At 41.3% G+C, this 17,711-nt stretch carries 15 protein-coding genes; all 15 read left to right on the top strand.

All coding sequences use genetic code 11. From position 1 onward, the window contains the following. Positions 1-19: 19 nt before the first annotated feature. Positions 20-1,519 carry a transcription termination factor NusA gene (nusA, locus tag DK924_RS14450; RefSeq protein WP_109875522.1) on the top strand — a complete coding sequence of 500 codons (1,500 nt, stop codon included), beginning with the start codon at positions 20-22 and terminating at the stop codon, positions 1,517-1,519. Between the two features lie 25 nt (positions 1,520-1,544). Next, entirely contained in the window at positions 1,545-4,202 is a 2,658-nt protein-coding gene (gene infB, locus DK924_RS14445; protein ID WP_054202155.1) for a translation initiation factor IF-2, read from the top strand. 157 nt (positions 4,203-4,359) lie between these two features. Next, entirely contained in the window at positions 4,360-4,767 is a 408-nt protein-coding gene (gene rbfA / locus DK924_RS14440; protein ID WP_008467148.1) for a 30S ribosome-binding factor RbfA, read from the top strand. Next, positions 4,767-5,711: a tRNA pseudouridine(55) synthase TruB gene (truB, locus tag DK924_RS14435; protein WP_109875521.1), complete on the top strand. Its 945-nt coding sequence runs from the start codon at positions 4,767-4,769 to the stop codon at positions 5,709-5,711. The genes rbfA and truB overlap by 1 nt, the downstream gene beginning before the upstream one ends. Positions 5,712-5,820: 109 nt before the next feature. Next, entirely contained in the window at positions 5,821-6,090 is a 270-nt protein-coding gene (rpsO, locus tag DK924_RS14430) for a 30S ribosomal protein S15 (RefSeq protein WP_006793376.1), read from the top strand. A gap of 350 nt (positions 6,091-6,440) precedes the next feature. Next, the gene (pnp, locus tag DK924_RS14425; RefSeq protein ID WP_054202157.1) at positions 6,441-8,567 is read left to right on the top strand and encodes a polyribonucleotide nucleotidyltransferase; all 2,127 of its coding nucleotides are present in this window, start codon (positions 6,441-6,443) and stop codon (positions 8,565-8,567) included. A 348-nt stretch (positions 8,568-8,915) separates the two neighbouring features. Then, complete coding sequence (nlpI, locus tag DK924_RS14420) at positions 8,916-9,788, top strand: lipoprotein NlpI (RefSeq protein ID WP_075170569.1); 873 nt, start codon at positions 8,916-8,918, stop codon at positions 9,786-9,788. After that, positions 9,772-10,911: a hypothetical protein gene (locus tag DK924_RS14415; RefSeq protein ID WP_054202159.1), complete on the top strand. Its 1,140-nt coding sequence runs from the start codon at positions 9,772-9,774 to the stop codon at positions 10,909-10,911. The genes nlpI and DK924_RS14415 overlap by 17 nt, the downstream gene beginning before the upstream one ends. Before the next feature lie 254 nt (positions 10,912-11,165). Next, a complete protein-coding gene (locus DK924_RS14410; protein ID WP_109875520.1) occupies positions 11,166-13,958 on the top strand; it encodes a monovalent cation/H+ antiporter subunit A in 2,793 nt (930 codons plus the stop codon). Next, positions 13,958-14,305, top strand: coding sequence for a Na+/H+ antiporter subunit C (locus DK924_RS14405; RefSeq protein ID WP_054202160.1), 348 nt, complete (start codon positions 13,958-13,960; stop codon positions 14,303-14,305). Before DK924_RS14410 ends, DK924_RS14405 begins: the two co-directional genes overlap by 1 nt. Then, the gene (locus tag DK924_RS14400; RefSeq protein WP_010391405.1) at positions 14,302-15,819 is read left to right on the top strand and encodes a monovalent cation/H+ antiporter subunit D; all 1,518 of its coding nucleotides are present in this window, start codon (positions 14,302-14,304) and stop codon (positions 15,817-15,819) included. The genes DK924_RS14405 and DK924_RS14400 overlap by 4 nt, the downstream gene beginning before the upstream one ends. Continuing rightward, on the top strand, positions 15,819-16,355 hold the full coding sequence (locus DK924_RS14395) for a Na+/H+ antiporter subunit E (RefSeq protein WP_054202162.1): 537 nt from the start codon (positions 15,819-15,821) through the stop codon (positions 16,353-16,355). The genes DK924_RS14400 and DK924_RS14395 overlap by 1 nt, the downstream gene beginning before the upstream one ends. Then, the gene (locus tag DK924_RS14390) at positions 16,349-16,618 is read left to right on the top strand and encodes a K+/H+ antiporter subunit F (RefSeq protein WP_008114565.1); all 270 of its coding nucleotides are present in this window, start codon (positions 16,349-16,351) and stop codon (positions 16,616-16,618) included. The genes DK924_RS14395 and DK924_RS14390 overlap by 7 nt, the downstream gene beginning before the upstream one ends. 9 nt (positions 16,619-16,627) lie before the next feature. Further along, on the top strand, positions 16,628-16,960 hold the full coding sequence (locus tag DK924_RS14385; RefSeq protein ID WP_008114566.1) for a Na+/H+ antiporter subunit G: 333 nt from the start codon (positions 16,628-16,630) through the stop codon (positions 16,958-16,960). Positions 16,961-17,092: 132 nt separating this feature from the next. Next, positions 17,093-17,587: a DUF2059 domain-containing protein gene (locus DK924_RS14380; RefSeq protein WP_109875519.1), complete on the top strand. Its 495-nt coding sequence runs from the start codon at positions 17,093-17,095 to the stop codon at positions 17,585-17,587. Positions 17,588-17,711: the final 124 nt, after the last annotated feature.

Here is a 17,711-nt window from a genome sequence, read left to right as displayed (position 1 = left end):
GGCAAGCGAGGCATTACCCATGGCAAAAGAGATATTATTGGTTGCTGAAGCCGTTTCCAATGAGAAAGCGGTTCCAAAAGAAAAGATTTTTGAAGCTCTAGAGTTCGCATTAGCGACAGCGACAAAGAAAAAGCATGATGGTGAAATTGATGTACGTGTTGCAATTGACCGTAAAACTGGCGATTACGATACATTCCGCCGCTGGCAAATTGCTGCTGTATTAGAAGATGGTTCTTTAGAGAATCCATACAGCGAAATCACGTTAGAAGCTGCTCAAGTTGAAGAACCAGACTTGAAAATGGGCGACTACGTAGAAGAGCAGATTGAATCAATTAAATTTGACCGCATAACAACACAAATGGCTAAGCAAGTAATCGTACAAAAAGTACGTGAAGCAGAGCGTGCCTTAGTGGTTGAAGCGTACAAAGATCAGCAAGGCGAGCTAGTAACAGGTGTTGTTAAAAAAGCAACGCGTGATGCAATCGTTCTTGATTTAGGTAACAACGCAGAAGCTGTTATTTACCGTGACGACATGCTGCCACGTGAAAACTTCCGTCCAGGCGATCGTATTCGTGGTCTTCTATATGAAGTTAAACCAGAAGCACGTGGTGCACAGTTATTTGTAACCCGTTCTAAACCAGAAATGCTGATGGAATTATTCCGCATTGAGGTGCCAGAAATTGGCGAAGAGATGATTGAATTACGTGCCGCAGCTCGTGATCCAGGTTCACGCGCTAAAATCGCAGTTAAGTCTAACGATAAGCGTATAGACCCTGTAGGTGCGTGTGTTGGTATGCGTGGCGCACGTGTTCAAGCGGTATCGTCAGAACTTGGCGGTGAGCGTGTTGATATCGTACTTTACGATGACAACCCAGCACAGTTTGTTATTAACGCAATGGCACCAGCAGAAGTGGCTTCAATCGTAATGGATGAAGACACTCACTCAATGGATATTGCTGTTGAAGCAGATAACTTAGCACAAGCTATTGGTCGTAATGGTCAAAACGTACGTTTAGCAAGCCAGTTAACTGGCTGGGAATTAAACGTAATGACCGTTGATGAAATGCGCGCTAAGAACGAAGCTGAGTCAGATAAGTTAATTAACTTATTTACTGAAAACTTAGATATTGATGACGAGTTTGCGTCATTACTTATCAACGAAGGTTTCTCAACACTTGAAGAAGTTGCGTATGTACCTGCTTCTGAGTTTTTAGAAATCGATGGCTTAGATGAAGAAACAGTGGACGTATTACGTTCACGTGCAAAAGATGCATTAACAACGAAAGCCCTTAAAACGGAAGAAAGCTTAGAAGGCGCTGAGCCTGCTGAAGACTTACTTGCGCTTGAAGGCTTAGAGCGTCATTTAGCATTTGTTATGGCAAGCAAGGGTGTAGTAACACTTGAAGACTTAGCTGAGCAAGGCATTGATGAGCTTGTAGATATTACAGAGCTATCTGCAGAGAAAGCGGGCGAGCTAATTATGGCTGCACGTAATATTTGTTGGTTTGCAGACGAGTAATTTATTAACGGAGGTATTAGAGACTATGGCAGAAGTAAATGTTGAAAAACTAGCCGGTGATATAGGTACAACTGTTGATAAATTGCTACAGCAGTTTTCACAAGCCGGTATTACTAAACAAGCAGGCGATAATGTAACAGAAGCTGAAAAAGCAACGTTACTTGATCACCTAAGCAAGCAACATGGCGGTACTGGATCTGAAGGTCCAGCGCGTATGACATTGCAACGTAAGAGCAAAAGCACATTAAGTGTGACTGGCTCTACGGGTAAAGCAAAGGCTGTGCAAGTTGAAGTTCGCAAAACCCGCACTTACGTGAAAAAAAGTGCTGTTGAGCAAGAGCAAGAACAGCAACGTCTAGCCGCTGAAGAAAAAGCGCGTCTTGAAGAGCAGCAAAAAGCTGAACAAGAAGCCGCAGAATTGAAAGCGAAACAAGAGGCAGAACGTAAAGCGAAAGAAGACGCTGATCGTAAAGCCAAAGAAGAAGCTAAACGCAAAGCAGATGCTGAGCGTAAAGCGAAACAACAGCAGATGACCCCTGAGCAAAGTGCTAAGTCTGAGAAAGATCGCATCGAAGCTGAGCGTCTGCAAAAAGAAGCAGAAGAGGCCGCATTGAAGAAAGCTGAAGAAGAAGCGAAACGTCAAGCAGAAGAGGCAAGAAAGCTAGCTGAAGAGAATTCAGCACGCTGGAAGAAAGAAGAAGAAGAACGTAAGAAACGCGAAGAAACCGCGGATCACCACCTTACGACTTCAACTTACGCACGTGAAGCAGAAGATGTAGCGGATGCTCGCGAAGAGCAAGGCTCACGCCGTGCGAAGAAAAAGAAAAAAGCGCCAGCAAAAGATAAATTTGCAGCGTCTAAAGGTAAAAAAGGTAAGCTAAAAGCGCCAGCGTCATTACAGCACGGTTTCCAAAAACCAACGGCTGATGTTAAAAACGAAGTGCGTATTAGTGAAACAATTACAGTTGCTGAGCTTGCGTCACGCATGGCTGTTAAAGGCGCTGAAGTTGTAAAAACAATGATGAAAATGGGTGACATGGTTACGATTAACCAAGTTATTGACCAAGAAACTGCGCAACTTGTTGCAGAAGAAATGGGCCATAAAGTTATCATCGTTAAAGAAAACGAATTAGAGCAAACAGTACTTAACGACCGCCATGAAGATGGTAAGTCTGAGCCTCGCGCTCCAGTAGTAACTGTTATGGGTCACGTTGACCACGGTAAAACGTCAACGCTTGATTACATTCGTTCAGCTAAAGTTGCTTCGGGCGAAGCCGGTGGTATTACGCAGCACATTGGTGCATACCACGTTGAAACTAACGGCAACATGATCACTTTCCTAGATACTCCGGGTCACGCCGCATTTACATCTATGCGTGCTCGTGGTGCAAAAGCGACTGATATCGTAATCCTAGTAGTTGCAGCCGATGATGGTGTAATGCCACAAACTAAAGAAGCGGTACAGCATGCTCGCGCAGCTGGCGTTCCTTTAATCATTGCTGTTAACAAAATGGATAAAGAAGGCGCAGATCCAGACCGTGTTAAAAACGAGCTAGCTCAGCTAGACGTTATCCCAGAAGATTGGGGCGGTGATACGCAATACGTTCACATCTCAGCTAAAACAGGTCTTGGTATTGATGACCTTTTAGAAGCAGTATTAATGCAATCTGAGCTGTTAGAACTAAATGCACCTAGCGAAGGTATGGCTGCAGGTGTTGTTATTGAATCACGTCTTGATAAAGGCCGTGGTCCAGTAGCGTCTATTCTTGTTCAATCAGGTACGCTTAACCAAGGTGACATTGTATTATGTGGTCTTGAGTATGGCCGTGTTCGTGCAATGCGCGATGAAAACGGTAAAGACATTAAATCTGCGGGTCCTTCTATCCCTGTTGAGATTTTAGGTCTTTCTGGTATTCCAGCTGCAGGTGATGAAGCGACAGTAGTTAAAGACGAGCGTAAAGCACGTGAAGTTGCACTTTACCGTCAAGGTAAATTCCGCGATGTTAAATTAGCGCGTCAGCAAAAAGCGAAGCTTGAAAACATGTTTACTAACATGACTGAAGGCGACGTGTCTGAAGTTAACGTGGTACTTAAAGCAGACGTTCAAGGTTCAATTGAAGCAATTTCAGACTCACTAACTAAACTTTCTACTGATGAAGTAAAAGTGAAGATTGTTGGTTCTGGTGTTGGTGGTATCACTGAAACAGATGCAACTCTTGCTGCAGCGTCTAACGCAATCGTAGTTGGCTTTAACGTTCGTGCCGATGCATCAGCGCGTAAAGTGATTGACTCTGAAAACTTAGACCTTCGTTACTACAGCGTAATTTACGCACTTATCGAAGAAGTTAAGCAAGCCATGTCTGGTATGCTTGCTCCTGAGTTTAAACAAGAGATCATTGGTCTTGCTGAAGTACGTGATGTATTTAAGTCTCCAAAAATTGGCGCAATTGCTGGTTGTATGGTTACTGAAGGTACCATCAAACGTAGCGCACCAATTCGTGTACTTCGTGATAACGTGGTTATTTACGAAGGTGAACTTGAGTCATTACGTCGCTTTAAAGATGACGTACAAGACGTTCGTAACGGCATGGAATGTGGTATCGGCGTTAAGAACTACAATGACGTTCGCGTTGGTGACCAAATCGAAGTATTTGAAACAGTTGAAGTACAACGTAGTCTTTAATTGTTGTTAGGTGTTGTTGGACATTCAAGGTCGTACCTCGATAGCCCAACATAACCTATGCTAAGATTTTAAATGGGGGCTCAGCCCCCATTTGTGTATCCATTATTTAGTTAACTTATTATTGTTTTTCAATAAGTTATAATTTTAGGAAAGTGAAATGAGAGAATTTTCTCGCACTGATCGTGTTGCTCAGCAAATTCAAAAAGAAATTGCTGTGATTCTACAACGCGAAATTAAAGATCCGCGCTTAGGCATGGTGACAGTGTCTGCGGTAGAAGTATCACGCGATTTATCTTATGCCAAAGTTTTTATCACGGTGTTTAACACTGAAGACGAAAATGCAGCAAAACAGAGTGCAAAAGTACTGAACGAAGCAACGGGCTATATCCGTTCGTTACTAGGTAAACGTATTCGCGCACGTATTATGCCAGAGCTTAAATTTGTGGTTGATAACTCATTAATGGAAGGGATGCGCATCTCTAACTTAGTGGACTCTATCATTCGTGAAGATAATGCTAAGCATGTTGATGATGAAACAGATAGCGAAGAAGGCACTAAAGACTAATGGCAAGACGCAGTAAAGGCCGTCCAGTTGATGGTATTTTGTTGTTAAACAAACCAGAAGGCATTTCATCAAACAAGGCATTACAGCAGGCTAAAGGTATTTATTTTGCGCAAAAAGCGGGGCACACAGGTGCGCTTGATCCGCTTGCGACCGGCATGCTGCCAATTTGTTTTGGTGAAGCGACTAAGTTTACCCAGTTTTTACTCGATACAGATAAAACCTATGTTGTTCGAGCTAAGCTAGGTGAACGTACTACCACATCAGACTCTGATGGCGAAGTGGTCGAAACTCGCGATGTGAATGTTACTTCCCAATTACTAAGCGAAGAGATTGCTAAGTTTTTAGGTGAGTCAGACCAATATCCATCAATGTATTCAGCGCTTAAATATGAAGGTAAACCTTTATATAAATATGCGCGTGAAGGCATAGAAGTTCCTCGCAAATGTCGAAAAATTAACGTATTTAGCTTAACGCTTGATGAGTTTGATGAGCAAGCTAACGAAATACAAATGACCGCACATGTATCTAAAGGTACGTATATTCGTACTATCGTTGATGATTTAGGTGAAAACTTAGGCTGCGGCGCGCATGTGATTATGCTGCATCGTAGTGCTGTAGGGCATTACCCTGCAGATAAAATGGTCACACTTGAGCAGTTAGAAACGTTATTAAATCAAGCGAAAGAACAAGACGTTGCGCCTTCCACTTACCTTGACGAACTATTATTGCCAATGGATACCGCGTTAGTTGATTTACCCGTTGTGGAAATTACTAAAGAGCAGGGAATGGCATTTAGCCATGGTCAAGCTGTGGTGTTGGGTAAAGCCCTGCCTGAAGGTGCAATAAAGGTACTGGCTGACGGAATATTTATTGGTACGGGCGAACGTAATCCTGATGGCCATTTAAAATCAAAGCGCGGCTTGTCTAATCAACAACTAGAGTAAAGTTTAACTTGTAGTTATGCTGATAATTGGTAGAATACGCCCGCTTAATCGTTTTGGCTGAATTAGTGATCGGCTAAAGCACCTATTAAATTTAACTTTTGGAGTTATTATGTCACTAAGCAATCAAGAAAAAATCGATATCATTGCTAAATTCGCACGCGCTGAAGGCGACACTGGTTCACCTGAAGTACAAGTAGCATTACTTACTTTTGATATCAACAAGCTTCAAGGTCACTTTGCTGATCACAAGCATGACTTCCACTCACGTCGTGGTCTGCTTCGTAAAGTAAGCACTCGCCGTAAACTGCTTGATTACCTTAAAGGTAAAGATATCTCGCGTTACACTGCGTTAATCAAAGAGCTTGGCCTACGTCGCTAAGAACTTGATTATCAAAAGGGGAGCTTTTTAGCTCCTTTTTTTGTGTCTAAATTTCCCCATACCCACTATCCACATCGATTAATCCCCTTGAAATATCAGCTAAAAGCCACATTGTAAGTAACAGCAAAGTACATAATTTAGCAACGCGTTTATCTCTGGACTAAGCTCGCAATTTTACCTGACTTTGTTATATACTATGGCGCGTAGATAAAAAGGTTTATTTACGGTTATTTACATCATTGCCAATTGTAGTACTTAATTGATTTCCAACTGAATACAATTATGTACTGTAATTGGTACTTTGATGAAAACTTAATTAATACTAAAAATACATTTAAGGAATATTTTAAGTGCAAGCAATTATAAAAGAATTTCAACTAGGTCAACACACAGTGACGCTAGAAACAGGTGCTATCGCTCGTCAAGCTGACGGCGCAGTGCTAGCAAGCATTGGCGACACGTCAGTACTAGTAACGGTTGTTGGTAAGCGTGAAGCTCAACCAGGTCAAGACTTCTTCCCACTAACAGTTAATTACCAAGAGCGTATGTACGCTGCTGGTCGTATCCCAGGTGGTTTCCTTAAGCGTGAAGGTCGTCCTAACGATGGCGAAACACTTATTGCACGTCTTATTGACCGTCCAATTCGTCCACTTTTCCCAAATGGTTTCGTAAACGAAGTACAAGTTATCGCGACTGTTGTTTCTGTAAACCCTGAAATCCAACCTGATATGGTTGCGATGATTGGTACATCAGCAGCACTTGCTATCTCTGGTATCCCGTTCAGCGGTCCAATTGGTGCATCACGTGTTGGTTACATTAACGGTGAATACGTACTTAACCCGACACTAAAAGAGCTTGAAGAGAGCCAACTTGACTTAGTTGTTGCTGGTACTGATAACGCAGTACTTATGGTTGAATCAGAAGCAGACGTACTTGCTGAAGACGTAATGCTAGGCGCGGTTGTATACGGCCATGAGCAATCACAGTCTATCATCAATGCAATTAACGAATTTAAAGCAGAAGCAGGCAAGCCTACTTGGGATTGGACTGCACCTGAGAAAAACGTTGCATTAGAAGAGAAAGTAGCAACTCTTGCTGCTGATAAAGTAGGCGAAGCTTACCGTATTACTGATAAAGTAGCGCGTAAAGAAGCATTAACTGCTGCAAAAGATGCGGTTGTTGAAGCACTAACAAGCGAACTTGCTGAAGGCGAAACGCTTGATAAGCAAGAAGTAGGTAAAGTATTCGGTTCACTTGAGAAGAAAATCGTTCGTGGCCGTATCGCTGCTGGCGAAAAACGTATCGATGGTCGTGAACCAGATATGATCCGTGCTCTAGATGTAATGACGGGCGTACTTCCACGTACTCACGGCTCTGCAATCTTCACACGTGGTGAAACGCAAGCATTAGTAACAGCAACACTTGGTACAGAACGTGATTCACAGTTAATCGACGATTTAACTGGCACGCACAAAAACCACTTTATGCTTAACTATAACTTCCCTCCGTTCTGTGTAGGTGAAACTGGTTTTGTTGGTTCTCCTAAGCGTCGTGAAATCGGCCACGGTAACCTAGCTAAGCGTGGTATCCAAGCTGTAATGCCAACATTGACTGACTTCCCATATTCAATCCGTGTTGTATCTGAAATTACTGAATCAAATGGTTCATCTTCAATGGCATCGGTTTGTGGTACGTCTTTAGCGCTTATGAACGCAGGTGTTCCAATTAAAGCCTCAGTTGCGGGTATCGCAATGGGCTTAGTTAAAGAAGAAGAAAACTTTGTTGTTCTTTCAGATATCTTAGGTGATGAAGATCACTTAGGTGATATGGACTTTAAAGTAGCGGGTACAACTAACGGTATCACTGCACTGCAAATGGATATCAAAATTGAAGGTATTACTCAAGAAATCATGCAAATCGCGCTTAAACAAGCGAAAGCTGCACGTTTACACATTCTAAATGTAATGGACGAAGCGATTTCTGCACCTTCTGAAGAGTTATCTATGTTTGCTCCGCGTATTTACACGATGCAAATCCCACAGAAGAAAATCGCAGAAGTTATCGGTAAAGGTGGCGCAACTATCCGTCAGCTTACTGAAGAAACGGGTACTACGATTGAAATCGGTGATGATGGCACAATCAAGATTGCTGCTACAGACGGTGAAAGTGCAGCAAATGCAATTAGCCGTATTGAGCAATTAACTGCTGAGCTTGAAGTAGGTACTATCTACGAAGGTAAAGTGGTACGTATCGTTGATTTCGGTGCGTTTGTAAACATTCTTCCTGGTAAAGATGGCCTAGTGCATATCTCACAAATCAGCACTGAGCGTGTTAACAACGTTGCTGATCACCTTAGCGAAGGTCAAGAAGTTAAAGTTAAAGTACTAGAAGTAGACCGTCAAGGCCGTGTACGTCTAAGTATTAAAGAAGCAATGGAATCAGCAGCACCTGCAGCTGACGAGTCTAAAGACGCGTAATTGCTAAACTTTCATCCAGATAATTACTGGATAGTATAAAAAGGGGCTGTTTAGCCCCTTTTTTTATGCTTTAATGTTAGCAATTAATTGTGTTCATCATACTTATACCAACCTGCTTGGATATGGGACTTATTTTAACGATAAGAAAATTGCTCTATAACTAGGCAAAATTTTTGATATCTAGTTGTTCTAAATAAAAGAATTTTAACAACGTTATAGGGGTATTTAATTCGTTAAATTGTTCAAATATTTATGCCGGTTGATATTAATAACACATAACAGGAATGAACCTTACAAGACAGCTTATGTCTTATCTATTTGCTACTTACCTCGGTATTAAGGATTTTAATGAGACTTAAACATTTAGCCTTGGCATCTTTTGCTATTTTGTCTTTAAGCGCTTGTCAGGCTACTACTAAACCCGCTGCTATTATTAATGTGCCATTTACTGCACCGCTTGCATCAGATTTTAGAAATGAAATTGCCATTGCACGTTTTTCAGAGCTATTAAACAGAGCAGACTTGAGTACAGAACAACAAGCAAAGCTCTATTATGACCGTGGAGTACTGTTTGATAGCTTAGGCATGACGACTTTATCGCGAATTGATTTTAACCGAGCGGTTAAACTTAAGCCTGATTTGGCTGAAGTCTATAACTTTTTGGGTATTCAGCATACCTTGATGCAGCAATACGAAAAAGCATACGAGTATTTTGATTCAGCCATAGAGTTAGACCAAGAACATGAATATGCGTATTTAAATCGTGGTATTGCTTTGTACTATGGTGATAGAGCCACGCTTGCAAAGGATGACTTTAAAACATTCTTGGAGCGCTCTCCTAACGACCCTTATCGTGTATTGTGGCTTTATTTAGCTCAAGCAGCACAAGATAAAACCGCGGCAATCGCTGCGTTAAAAGCCAATGCGGCGGCCCTTGATGAAAATGAATGGGCGTATCAGCTTATTGCTTTGTATGTGGGTGATTTGAGTGAAAAAGCATTTTTTTCAGGCATAGCCGATGGTGTAAGTTCACAACAAGAATACGCTCAGCGTTTATGTGAAGCTTATTTTTACTTAGCTAAACAGCACCAGGCCGCAGGTGAGCTCTCAATTGCCACAGATTACTTTAAATTGGCGCTAGCAACGAACGTACATGAATTTATAGAATATAAGTATGCGCGTTTAGAGCTTGAGTTGATGGCCAGTGAAAGCGCTGGCTAATTATTTAAAACTAAGTGCTTTATTACTGTGCGCTAGCGTTATTAGTGGCTCGAGTAATAAACAAAATAGCATTGGCTTTTGGCAAGTATTACATGCCAAGGCCAATGTGATTGACAGTTATTGGCAATTCCCTCGTTACTTTGCAAACCACATATTACAATTACCCACCACAGCCTTAGCAACCTTAGCTCGCAATAAAATAGCGGATGCTCAATATGGCTATGGGTTGTCATTATTAAGCAATAATCAAACTGAAACGGCTAAACTATTTTGGCAAGCAAGTTTGGATAAAATTACACGAGCACAGCAAAAAAAACTCGCCGACTCGTTATTTTCGCAACAGCGTTGGCAGGATTTAGCGCTACTAAAAAATCAAAATAAGCTTCCTAAAGGCGATATCTTTTATCATCTGCAATTACAGCAACAAGCACCCATAGAAACATTGAGTGCATCATTCATGGATAAGTTAGGGTTTTTACTTGCAAACGAGCAAGTTGAGATACAAAAGCAGTGTACATTTAATGTATTAATGTTGAGCGATCACCGTGATGGTTTATACAGGCTCAATCAATTTCGTAACGCGTACTTTCAAAACCCAGAGCCGAGTCTCAATACTTTTTGTTTTTCAAAACCAGTTTATGTGGGTAATGCAATTAGTTGCAATAGTACTGAATCCTCCCGTGCTGTGTGCAATTGGCAACAATCATCGCTTAAAAAGCGCCTTCCCACTGGGTTCGATTTTGCCGTTATGATGCCCAAACAAGGTACTGCCAGTGTAAAAAATGGTTTAATGCATATTAATTCACAGGCTAGCTACGCGGTTTTTTTGCATGAATTAATGCACTTTAATGGCTTTGAAGATGAGTACGCTTTACCAGCAAAAAAGCAAGCGTGGTTATGTCAGCTTGATGGGTTTGTTGCTCCTAACTTATTTATTGCAAAAAAATCAGATGCTCCCAAAGGGTGGCACAAAAGCCAAAGTTGCCAACAAGGTGGCACTGCTTATAAGCCCAGTGCACAGTGGTCAATTATGCAATATCAACAGTTAGGGCTATCAGCGCAATACCGTATTTTGTGGCAGACCCATATAGCACTCAATGCTGATCTATTTGCACGATTTTAGTGGTTATAGACTCTGCCGTAAACTGTTTAAAAGCTAAGCTTGTTTTACTTCAGTTCATGAATTTATAGGCATTTTTGTTTGATTATTATCCTGCTAGCGGCGCTTTCTATAGACAAAAACTGCGTTTATCAGTATAACTGTACGTATTAATGTTGTTAAAAAACAGACATAAAACGTATACCCAAGTCACTTTGGTATTTAATAATAACAAGTAGCGAATTGATAAACTTTATGATTCAAAAAGGCCCTTCATTATGACTTTGCTCTGGATACCCCTGTTATCCTTATTAGGCAGTGTTATTTCTGCATGCACCGGCAAACTTTCTCGAAATCAGGCAACGAGCCTAACGGCTATTGCGCCTTTAGCCGCGCTTGCAATTACACTTTATCATGCGCCTGCGGTTCTCGCGGGAGAAACCATTCGTTTTAGCGCACAGTGGATACCAGCCTTAGGGTTAGATATTTCCTTACGCTTAGATGGCTTGAGTTTACTGTTTTTATTTATGATTTTAGGAATAGGGCTGCTGGTTATTTTGTATGCCCGTTATTACCTAAGTCAAAATGATTCGCTGCCAAAGCTATTTAGCTACTTAATGTTCTTTATGACCGCCATGCTGGGCATTGTTATGTCAAACAATGTGATTCAGTTATGGGTATTTTGGGAGCTAACCAGTATTAGCTCGTTCTTGCTGATCAGTTACTGGTGGCACAAATCAGAGGCGCGCAAGGGGGCGCGCATGGCATTAGCAGTAACCGGCGCAGGTGGTTTAGCCTTGCTGGGTGGTTTAATGTTGTTAGGCGATATTGTTGGAAGTTACGACTTAGACACCATTTTAGCTAGCAAAGCGATTATTCAATCTCACGACTTATATGAATTAGCACTGGTATTAGTTTTACTGGGTGCTTTTACTAAATCTGCACAATTTCCATTTCATTTTTGGTTACCGCACGCTATGGCTGCACCTACGCCGGTAAGTGCGTATTTACACTCTGCCACCATGGTAAAAGCAGGTATCTTTTTACTTGCGCGTTTTTATCCCGCATTAGCGGGTACCGATACTTGGTTTTTATTAGTCGGTTTGACCGGTTTAACCACGTTATTATTTGGCGCTTATATCGCGTTATTCAAACATGATTTAAAAGGCTTGTTAGCCTATTCAACGATTAGTCATTTGGGTTTAATTACATTATTACTTGGTCTGGATACACAGCTTGCAACCGTTGCCGCTATTTTTCATATTATTAACCACGCGACGTTTAAAGCGTCGTTATTTATGGCAACCGGCATTATTGATCATGAAACCGGGACTCGTGATATGCGCAAACTCAATGGCATGTGGCGCTACTTACCTTATACGGCAACCTTGGCGATGGTGGCTGCTGCCGCTATGGCAGGTGTACCGTTGTTAAATGGTTTCTTATCAAAAGAAATGTTCTTTGCTGAGACACTACATCAGCAAGTGCTTGGCTCTATGTCGTGGCTAATTCCGGTGCTGGCAACTGTAGCGGGTGCGTTGTCGGTGGCGTACTCATCACGCTTTATTCATGACGTGTTCTTTAATGGTGAGCCAATTGATTTACCACGTACCCCTCATGAAGCGCCGCGTTATATGCGTGTGCCTATAGAGATCTTAGTGGTACTGTGTATTTTAGTGGGTATTTTTCCACACTTTGTCGTTGACGGTATTTTATCAGCCGCATCGCTGGCTGTACTTGGTCAAGCTATGCCCGAGTACAAGTTGACTATTTGGCATGGTTTCAATTTACCTCTACTTATGAGTGGTATGGCGGTAATTGGTGGTTTATTTATTTACGTTAATCGAAAGTACTTGTTCCAGTTCCAAGCGTCGTTACCTCCTTTTAACGCTAAAAAAATCTTCGAGCGTTTTTTAGCGGTAGTGGTCAATTGGTGTCAAAACAAAATCCAATCAACAGAAAATGGCTCATTACAACGTTATGTATTTATAATGTTAGGCGTTGTATTACTTGCCTCTGGTTGGCCATTATTTGAAATGAAGCAGCTAGCTGGTAGCGTGCCTAATACCCCGGTTGATATTCAAAACGCAATTGGTGCAGGACTACTCATAATAGGTGCAATTGCTACCGTTATTTGGCATCGAATTCGAATGGTGTCGTTATTAATGCTGTCGATTGTGGGATTAATGGTGTCGGTGGCGTTTACCCGTTTTTCAGCGCCTGACTTGGCCTTAACGCAACTTACTGTAGAAGTAGCCACTATTATACTATTAATGTTGGCACTGTTTTTCTTACCTCAAAGCACGCCAAGAGAGTCAAGCTCATTGCGTATTTTACGTGATGTGGTTATCTCCTCTACCGTGGGGATCATTATTGCCAGTATTTGTTACGCCTTACTGACTCGTCCGCTTGATTCAATTTCTGAGTTCTTTATTGCTAACGCCAAAACAGGCGGTGGTGGTACTAATGTAGTTAACGTTATTTTGGTTGATTTTAGGGGCTTTGATACTTTAGGTGAAATTACCGTACTAGGTATTGCCGCACTGGGCATATTTAAACTGTTATCAAGAATTCCACTTTATATGCCAGCGAGCGATAGTGAAGGACGTCCATGGTCTAAAGATCGCCATCCTATTTTATTGGCTTGTATTTCTCAAAGCTTACTGCCGTTAGCGCTATTAGTGTCTGCTTATATTTTCCTACGCGGTCATAACTTACCTGGAGGAGGCTTTATAGCAGGCCTCGTAACTTCTATTGCCTTTATTTTACAATATATGGCGCATGGTACTGCGTGGATAAATGAACGCTTTGATGTTAACTATCGGAAAATTATTGCATCAGGTATTGCTATTGCCATGTTTACAGGTGTGGGAAGTTGGTTCTTTGACAAGCCATTTTTAACTACCTGGTTTGATTACTTTGATATTCCGTTTGTTGGTAAAACAGAGCTTGCCAGCGCCATTGTATTTGACTTGGGCGTGTACTTAACTGTTGTTGGCGCTACGCTGATGATCCTTGCGAGCTTAGGTAATATGACCGCGAACGCAGAGAAAGAAGAGGTAAATATTTAATGGAACTGTTATACGCATCTTGCGTTGGCGTGTTAGTCACCTGTGGCGTGTTTTTATTGCTAAGAGCGCGTACATTCCCAGTGGTACTGGGGCTGACAATGATTTCTTACGCGGTTAATTTGTTTTTATTCTCATCAGGGCGCTTAACAATTAATAAAGCCGTGGTACTAGGGACTGGCGCTGATTACGCTGACCCGCTACCACAAGCCTTAGTGTTAACAGCCATTGTAATTGGATTTGCGATGACTGCGTTTGTGGTTATTTTATCTATTCGTGGCCGAGCAGATTTAGGCAACGACCATGTTGATGGCACCCTAACTAAAAATAAACGCAAGGAGAGAAAATGATTCAGCATTTAGCATCTTTGCCTATTTTACTGCCAATGTTAGCGGCAATTATTTTGTTGCTTCCACCGTGTGGCAAAAGCTTATTTGCACGCCGATTTATGTCTAGCTTAATGGCTATTCTAACCTTTGCAGTCACAGTATTACTGCTAATTCAGGTTAAAGATAACGGTATAATTGTTTATGCAATAGGTAACTGGTCTGCGCCATTTGGTATTGTACTTGTTGCAGATATGCTCTCGACCTTGTTAGTCACTTTAACCGCCTTTTTGGGGGTTGGCGTGGCTTTATATGGCTGTGCTGGTGATGATGAACAAGGTAGCTTTTTTCACCCTTTAATCCATTTTTTAATATTAGGGGTAAATGGTGCATTTTTAACAGGGGATTTATTTAACGTCTTCGTATTTTTTGAAGTGTTATTAATTGCCTCTTATGCGCTGTTAATGCACGGTGGCGGTAAACCCAAAACGCGCGCTGCTCTGCATTACGTTATTTTAAATTTAGTAGGTTCAAGCGTATTTTTAATTGGTTTAGGTATTTTATACGGAGTATTAGGCACCTTAAATATTGCTGATATGGCCAATAAAGTACCGCAGCTAAGTGGTGACGACGTTTATTTAGCAAAAGCGGGCGGGTTATTATTACTCGTTGTATTTGCACTTAAAAGTGCGTTATTACCATTGCATTTATGGTTACCAAACGCCTACTCAAGTGCCACACCTGTGGTTGCTGCATTATTCGCTATTATGACCAAAGTCGGTGTTTACGCAACCTTACGTGTATACACGGTTATTTTTGGTGAACAAGCTGGCGAGCTTGAGCATATGGCGCAGTCTTGGTTATGGGCGCTGGCTATTGCCACCATAGTGATTGGCGCAATAGGGGTGTTAGCCGCACAAGATTTACGTAAGCTTACCGCTAATTTAGTACTGGTTTCTGTAGGGACGTTGGTGGCATTAGTCGCACTCCAAAACATAAATGCCACCGCTGCATTGCTTTACTATTTAGTGCATTCAACGTTAGTGACAGCGGCGCTATTTTTACTTGCTGATTTAATTGCAACACAACGAGGTAAAGCTGGTGATCGATTAGTTGGAGGTCGTGCAGTAAAACAACCATTTTTATTAGGGGCGTGTTTTATTATTGCCGGTTTAACCGTTATTGGTATGCCACCTTTTTCGGGCTTTGTTGGCAAAATTTGGATTTTAAAAACGACCTTAAATAGCGAACAAGCACTGGTATTTTGGCCTGTTTACTTAATTATGAGCTTAGCGCTAATTGTAGCTATATCACGTGCGGGTACTAGTTTGTTTTGGGAACGAAAAGACAAAACAGGTGATGCTAGCGATGCTGCCAATGCCCACCCGCTACAAGTGACCGTGTTAGTTGGTTTATTGGCAAGTTCAATACTACTGGTTATTTTTGGTGACGTGGCAACACAGTACGCCCTCGAGGCGGCAACACAGCTTCACGACATTAGTGGTGGTATTAATGCGGTACTTAAGGGAGGTATGTAATGCGCTTACAAGCTCGTTTTGGTTGGTTACCTACGCCGTTTCGTAGTCTATTTTTATTTATAGTATGGCTCTTGTTAAATAACAGTGTGTCGGTAGGGCATATTATATTAGGGGCGCTACTCGCGTTGCTAATACCGTTATTTAGTATGTCGTTTAGAGACCCGCAACCGCTGATATTAAAGCCGGGGCTAGCACTTAAGCAATTACTAATCGTACTTTACGATATTATAGTGGCTAACTTGCAAGTGGCATTATTAATTCTGGGCCCTTCAAAAAATCTGCGTCCAGGCTTTGTTAAAGTGCCTATAGATTTAATGCATGAAATGCCAATTACTATTTTAGCAAGCTGCGTGTCTTTAACGCCGGGTACGGTAAGTGCCGAGGTTTACCCGCTGATTAAATCGCTTAATGAAGACGATGAACCGGTACAGCGTTATTTATTAATTCACGTGTTAGATTTAGATGATGAGCAAGCGCTTATTAAACAAATAAAAGCACGTTACGAAGCTCCCCTAAAGGAGATATTTCAATGTTAGATACAGTATTACTGATTGTTTTTTCAATGGTTGGATTGTCGTTATTACTTAATCTATGGCGACTTATTATTGGCCCATCAGTACCGGATCGTATTTTAGCGCTCGATACTATGTACATTAACGTGATTGCACTGATTATTTTATATAGCATTAGCATGGGCACGGGGCTGTACTTTGAAGCAGCCTTACTTATTGCCATGCTTGGGTTTATAAGTACGGTAGCTGTATGTAAGTATTTACTTCGTGGCGACATAATTGAGTAAGGTATTAAAATGATAAGTGAATGGATCGTATCAATATTGCTGCTGTTAGGCGGGTTATTTATTTTAATTGGCTCAATTGGTTTAATTAAATTACCTGACTTTTTTATGCGTTTACATGGGCCAACAAAAGCCACCACTTTAGGTATGGCGAGTATACTTACCGCTGCTATGGTATTTTTTGCTAATTCAGTCAGTGGCTTAAGTGTAAAAGAAATATTAATCACTATATTTCTATTAATCACTGCACCTATTAGTGGCTATATGCTGATTAAAACCGCTATTCATCATAAGCTTAAAGCTAAAGAGGGAACGAAAGGGCTCGATAATATCGAAAAAGATTAGCTCTGGGAATAAACGATTAAAAGCCGAATAAACACCTGTTATTCGGCTTTTTCGTTTTTTAGTTGTCCCCATTTACAACACTTGTTGAACATGTGATTATGACGCTAATTCAAATACAAAAAGGATATTAATATGGGTAAGGTAATACTGCTTTCACTTTTAATTTTTTCAACTAACCTTGCAGCGCAAACTGCCAAACAGCAAAAAATTGATGAGCTGGTAGAAGTGATGAACATGGATGCCATGGTTGACTCTATGTATGCGCAAGTTGAGGACATGATGCAAAATATGTCAGTGCAAATGGGCGTAAAGCCAGATGAGAAAGCAATTTTCGACAAATATTATGCTGATATGACCGAGGTATTAAAAACAAAAATGAGCTGGCAAAAAATGCAGCCGATGATGATTAACCTCTACGATAAACAATTTACTGAACAAGAAATTAGCGACATGTTAGCTTTTTATAAGACAGAGTCAGGGCAGGCTATTTTGAAGAAAATGCCACAAGTAATGCAAGAATCAATGCAAATGTCACAAGCCTTAGTACAAGACGCTATGCCTGAAATTCAAGCAATTGCGGGTGAGCTTGGTGAAGCACTTAAGCAATCTCGAAGCAAAGCAAACTAAGCACTATAGTAACTCTCAAATTTAGCAGTCACATATTGTGGCTGCTCTTATCTTAACTTTCTTTCGCACTCCCAGCCATATGCTTAATTAATTGTTGACCTATGTGTTACACATAGGTTTATTA

This window comes from Pseudoalteromonas sp. meg-B1 (assembly GCF_003173795.1).
In the GTDB taxonomy this organism is placed as follows: domain Bacteria; phylum Pseudomonadota; class Gammaproteobacteria; order Enterobacterales; family Alteromonadaceae; genus Pseudoalteromonas; species Pseudoalteromonas undina.
This window is presented reverse-complemented; position numbering and strand designations above follow the sequence as displayed.

Coding starts and splice junctions, on each gene's coding strand:
- DK924_RS14390 (WP_008114565.1), top strand. CDS start 16,349: ATGTTAGATACAGTATTACTGATTGTTTTTTCAATGGTTGGATTGTCG.
- DK924_RS14410 (WP_109875520.1), top strand. CDS start 11,166: ATGACTTTGCTCTGGATACCCCTGTTATCCTTATTAGGCAGTGTTATT.
- DK924_RS14395 (WP_054202162.1), top strand. CDS start 15,819: ATGCGCTTACAAGCTCGTTTTGGTTGGTTACCTACGCCGTTTCGTAGT.
- nlpI (WP_075170569.1), top strand. CDS start 8,916: ATGAGACTTAAACATTTAGCCTTGGCATCTTTTGCTATTTTGTCTTTA.
- rbfA (WP_008467148.1), top strand. CDS start 4,360: ATGAGAGAATTTTCTCGCACTGATCGTGTTGCTCAGCAAATTCAAAAA.
- DK924_RS14405 (WP_054202160.1), top strand. CDS start 13,958: ATGGAACTGTTATACGCATCTTGCGTTGGCGTGTTAGTCACCTGTGGC.
- nusA (WP_109875522.1), top strand. CDS start 20: ATGGCAAAAGAGATATTATTGGTTGCTGAAGCCGTTTCCAATGAGAAA.
- DK924_RS14400 (WP_010391405.1), top strand. CDS start 14,302: ATGATTCAGCATTTAGCATCTTTGCCTATTTTACTGCCAATGTTAGCG.
- infB (WP_054202155.1), top strand. CDS start 1,545: ATGGCAGAAGTAAATGTTGAAAAACTAGCCGGTGATATAGGTACAACT.
- DK924_RS14380 (WP_109875519.1), top strand. CDS start 17,093: ATGGGTAAGGTAATACTGCTTTCACTTTTAATTTTTTCAACTAACCTT.
- rpsO (WP_006793376.1), top strand. CDS start 5,821: ATGTCACTAAGCAATCAAGAAAAAATCGATATCATTGCTAAATTCGCA.
- truB (WP_109875521.1), top strand. CDS start 4,767: ATGGCAAGACGCAGTAAAGGCCGTCCAGTTGATGGTATTTTGTTGTTA.
- DK924_RS14385 (WP_008114566.1), top strand. CDS start 16,628: ATGATAAGTGAATGGATCGTATCAATATTGCTGCTGTTAGGCGGGTTA.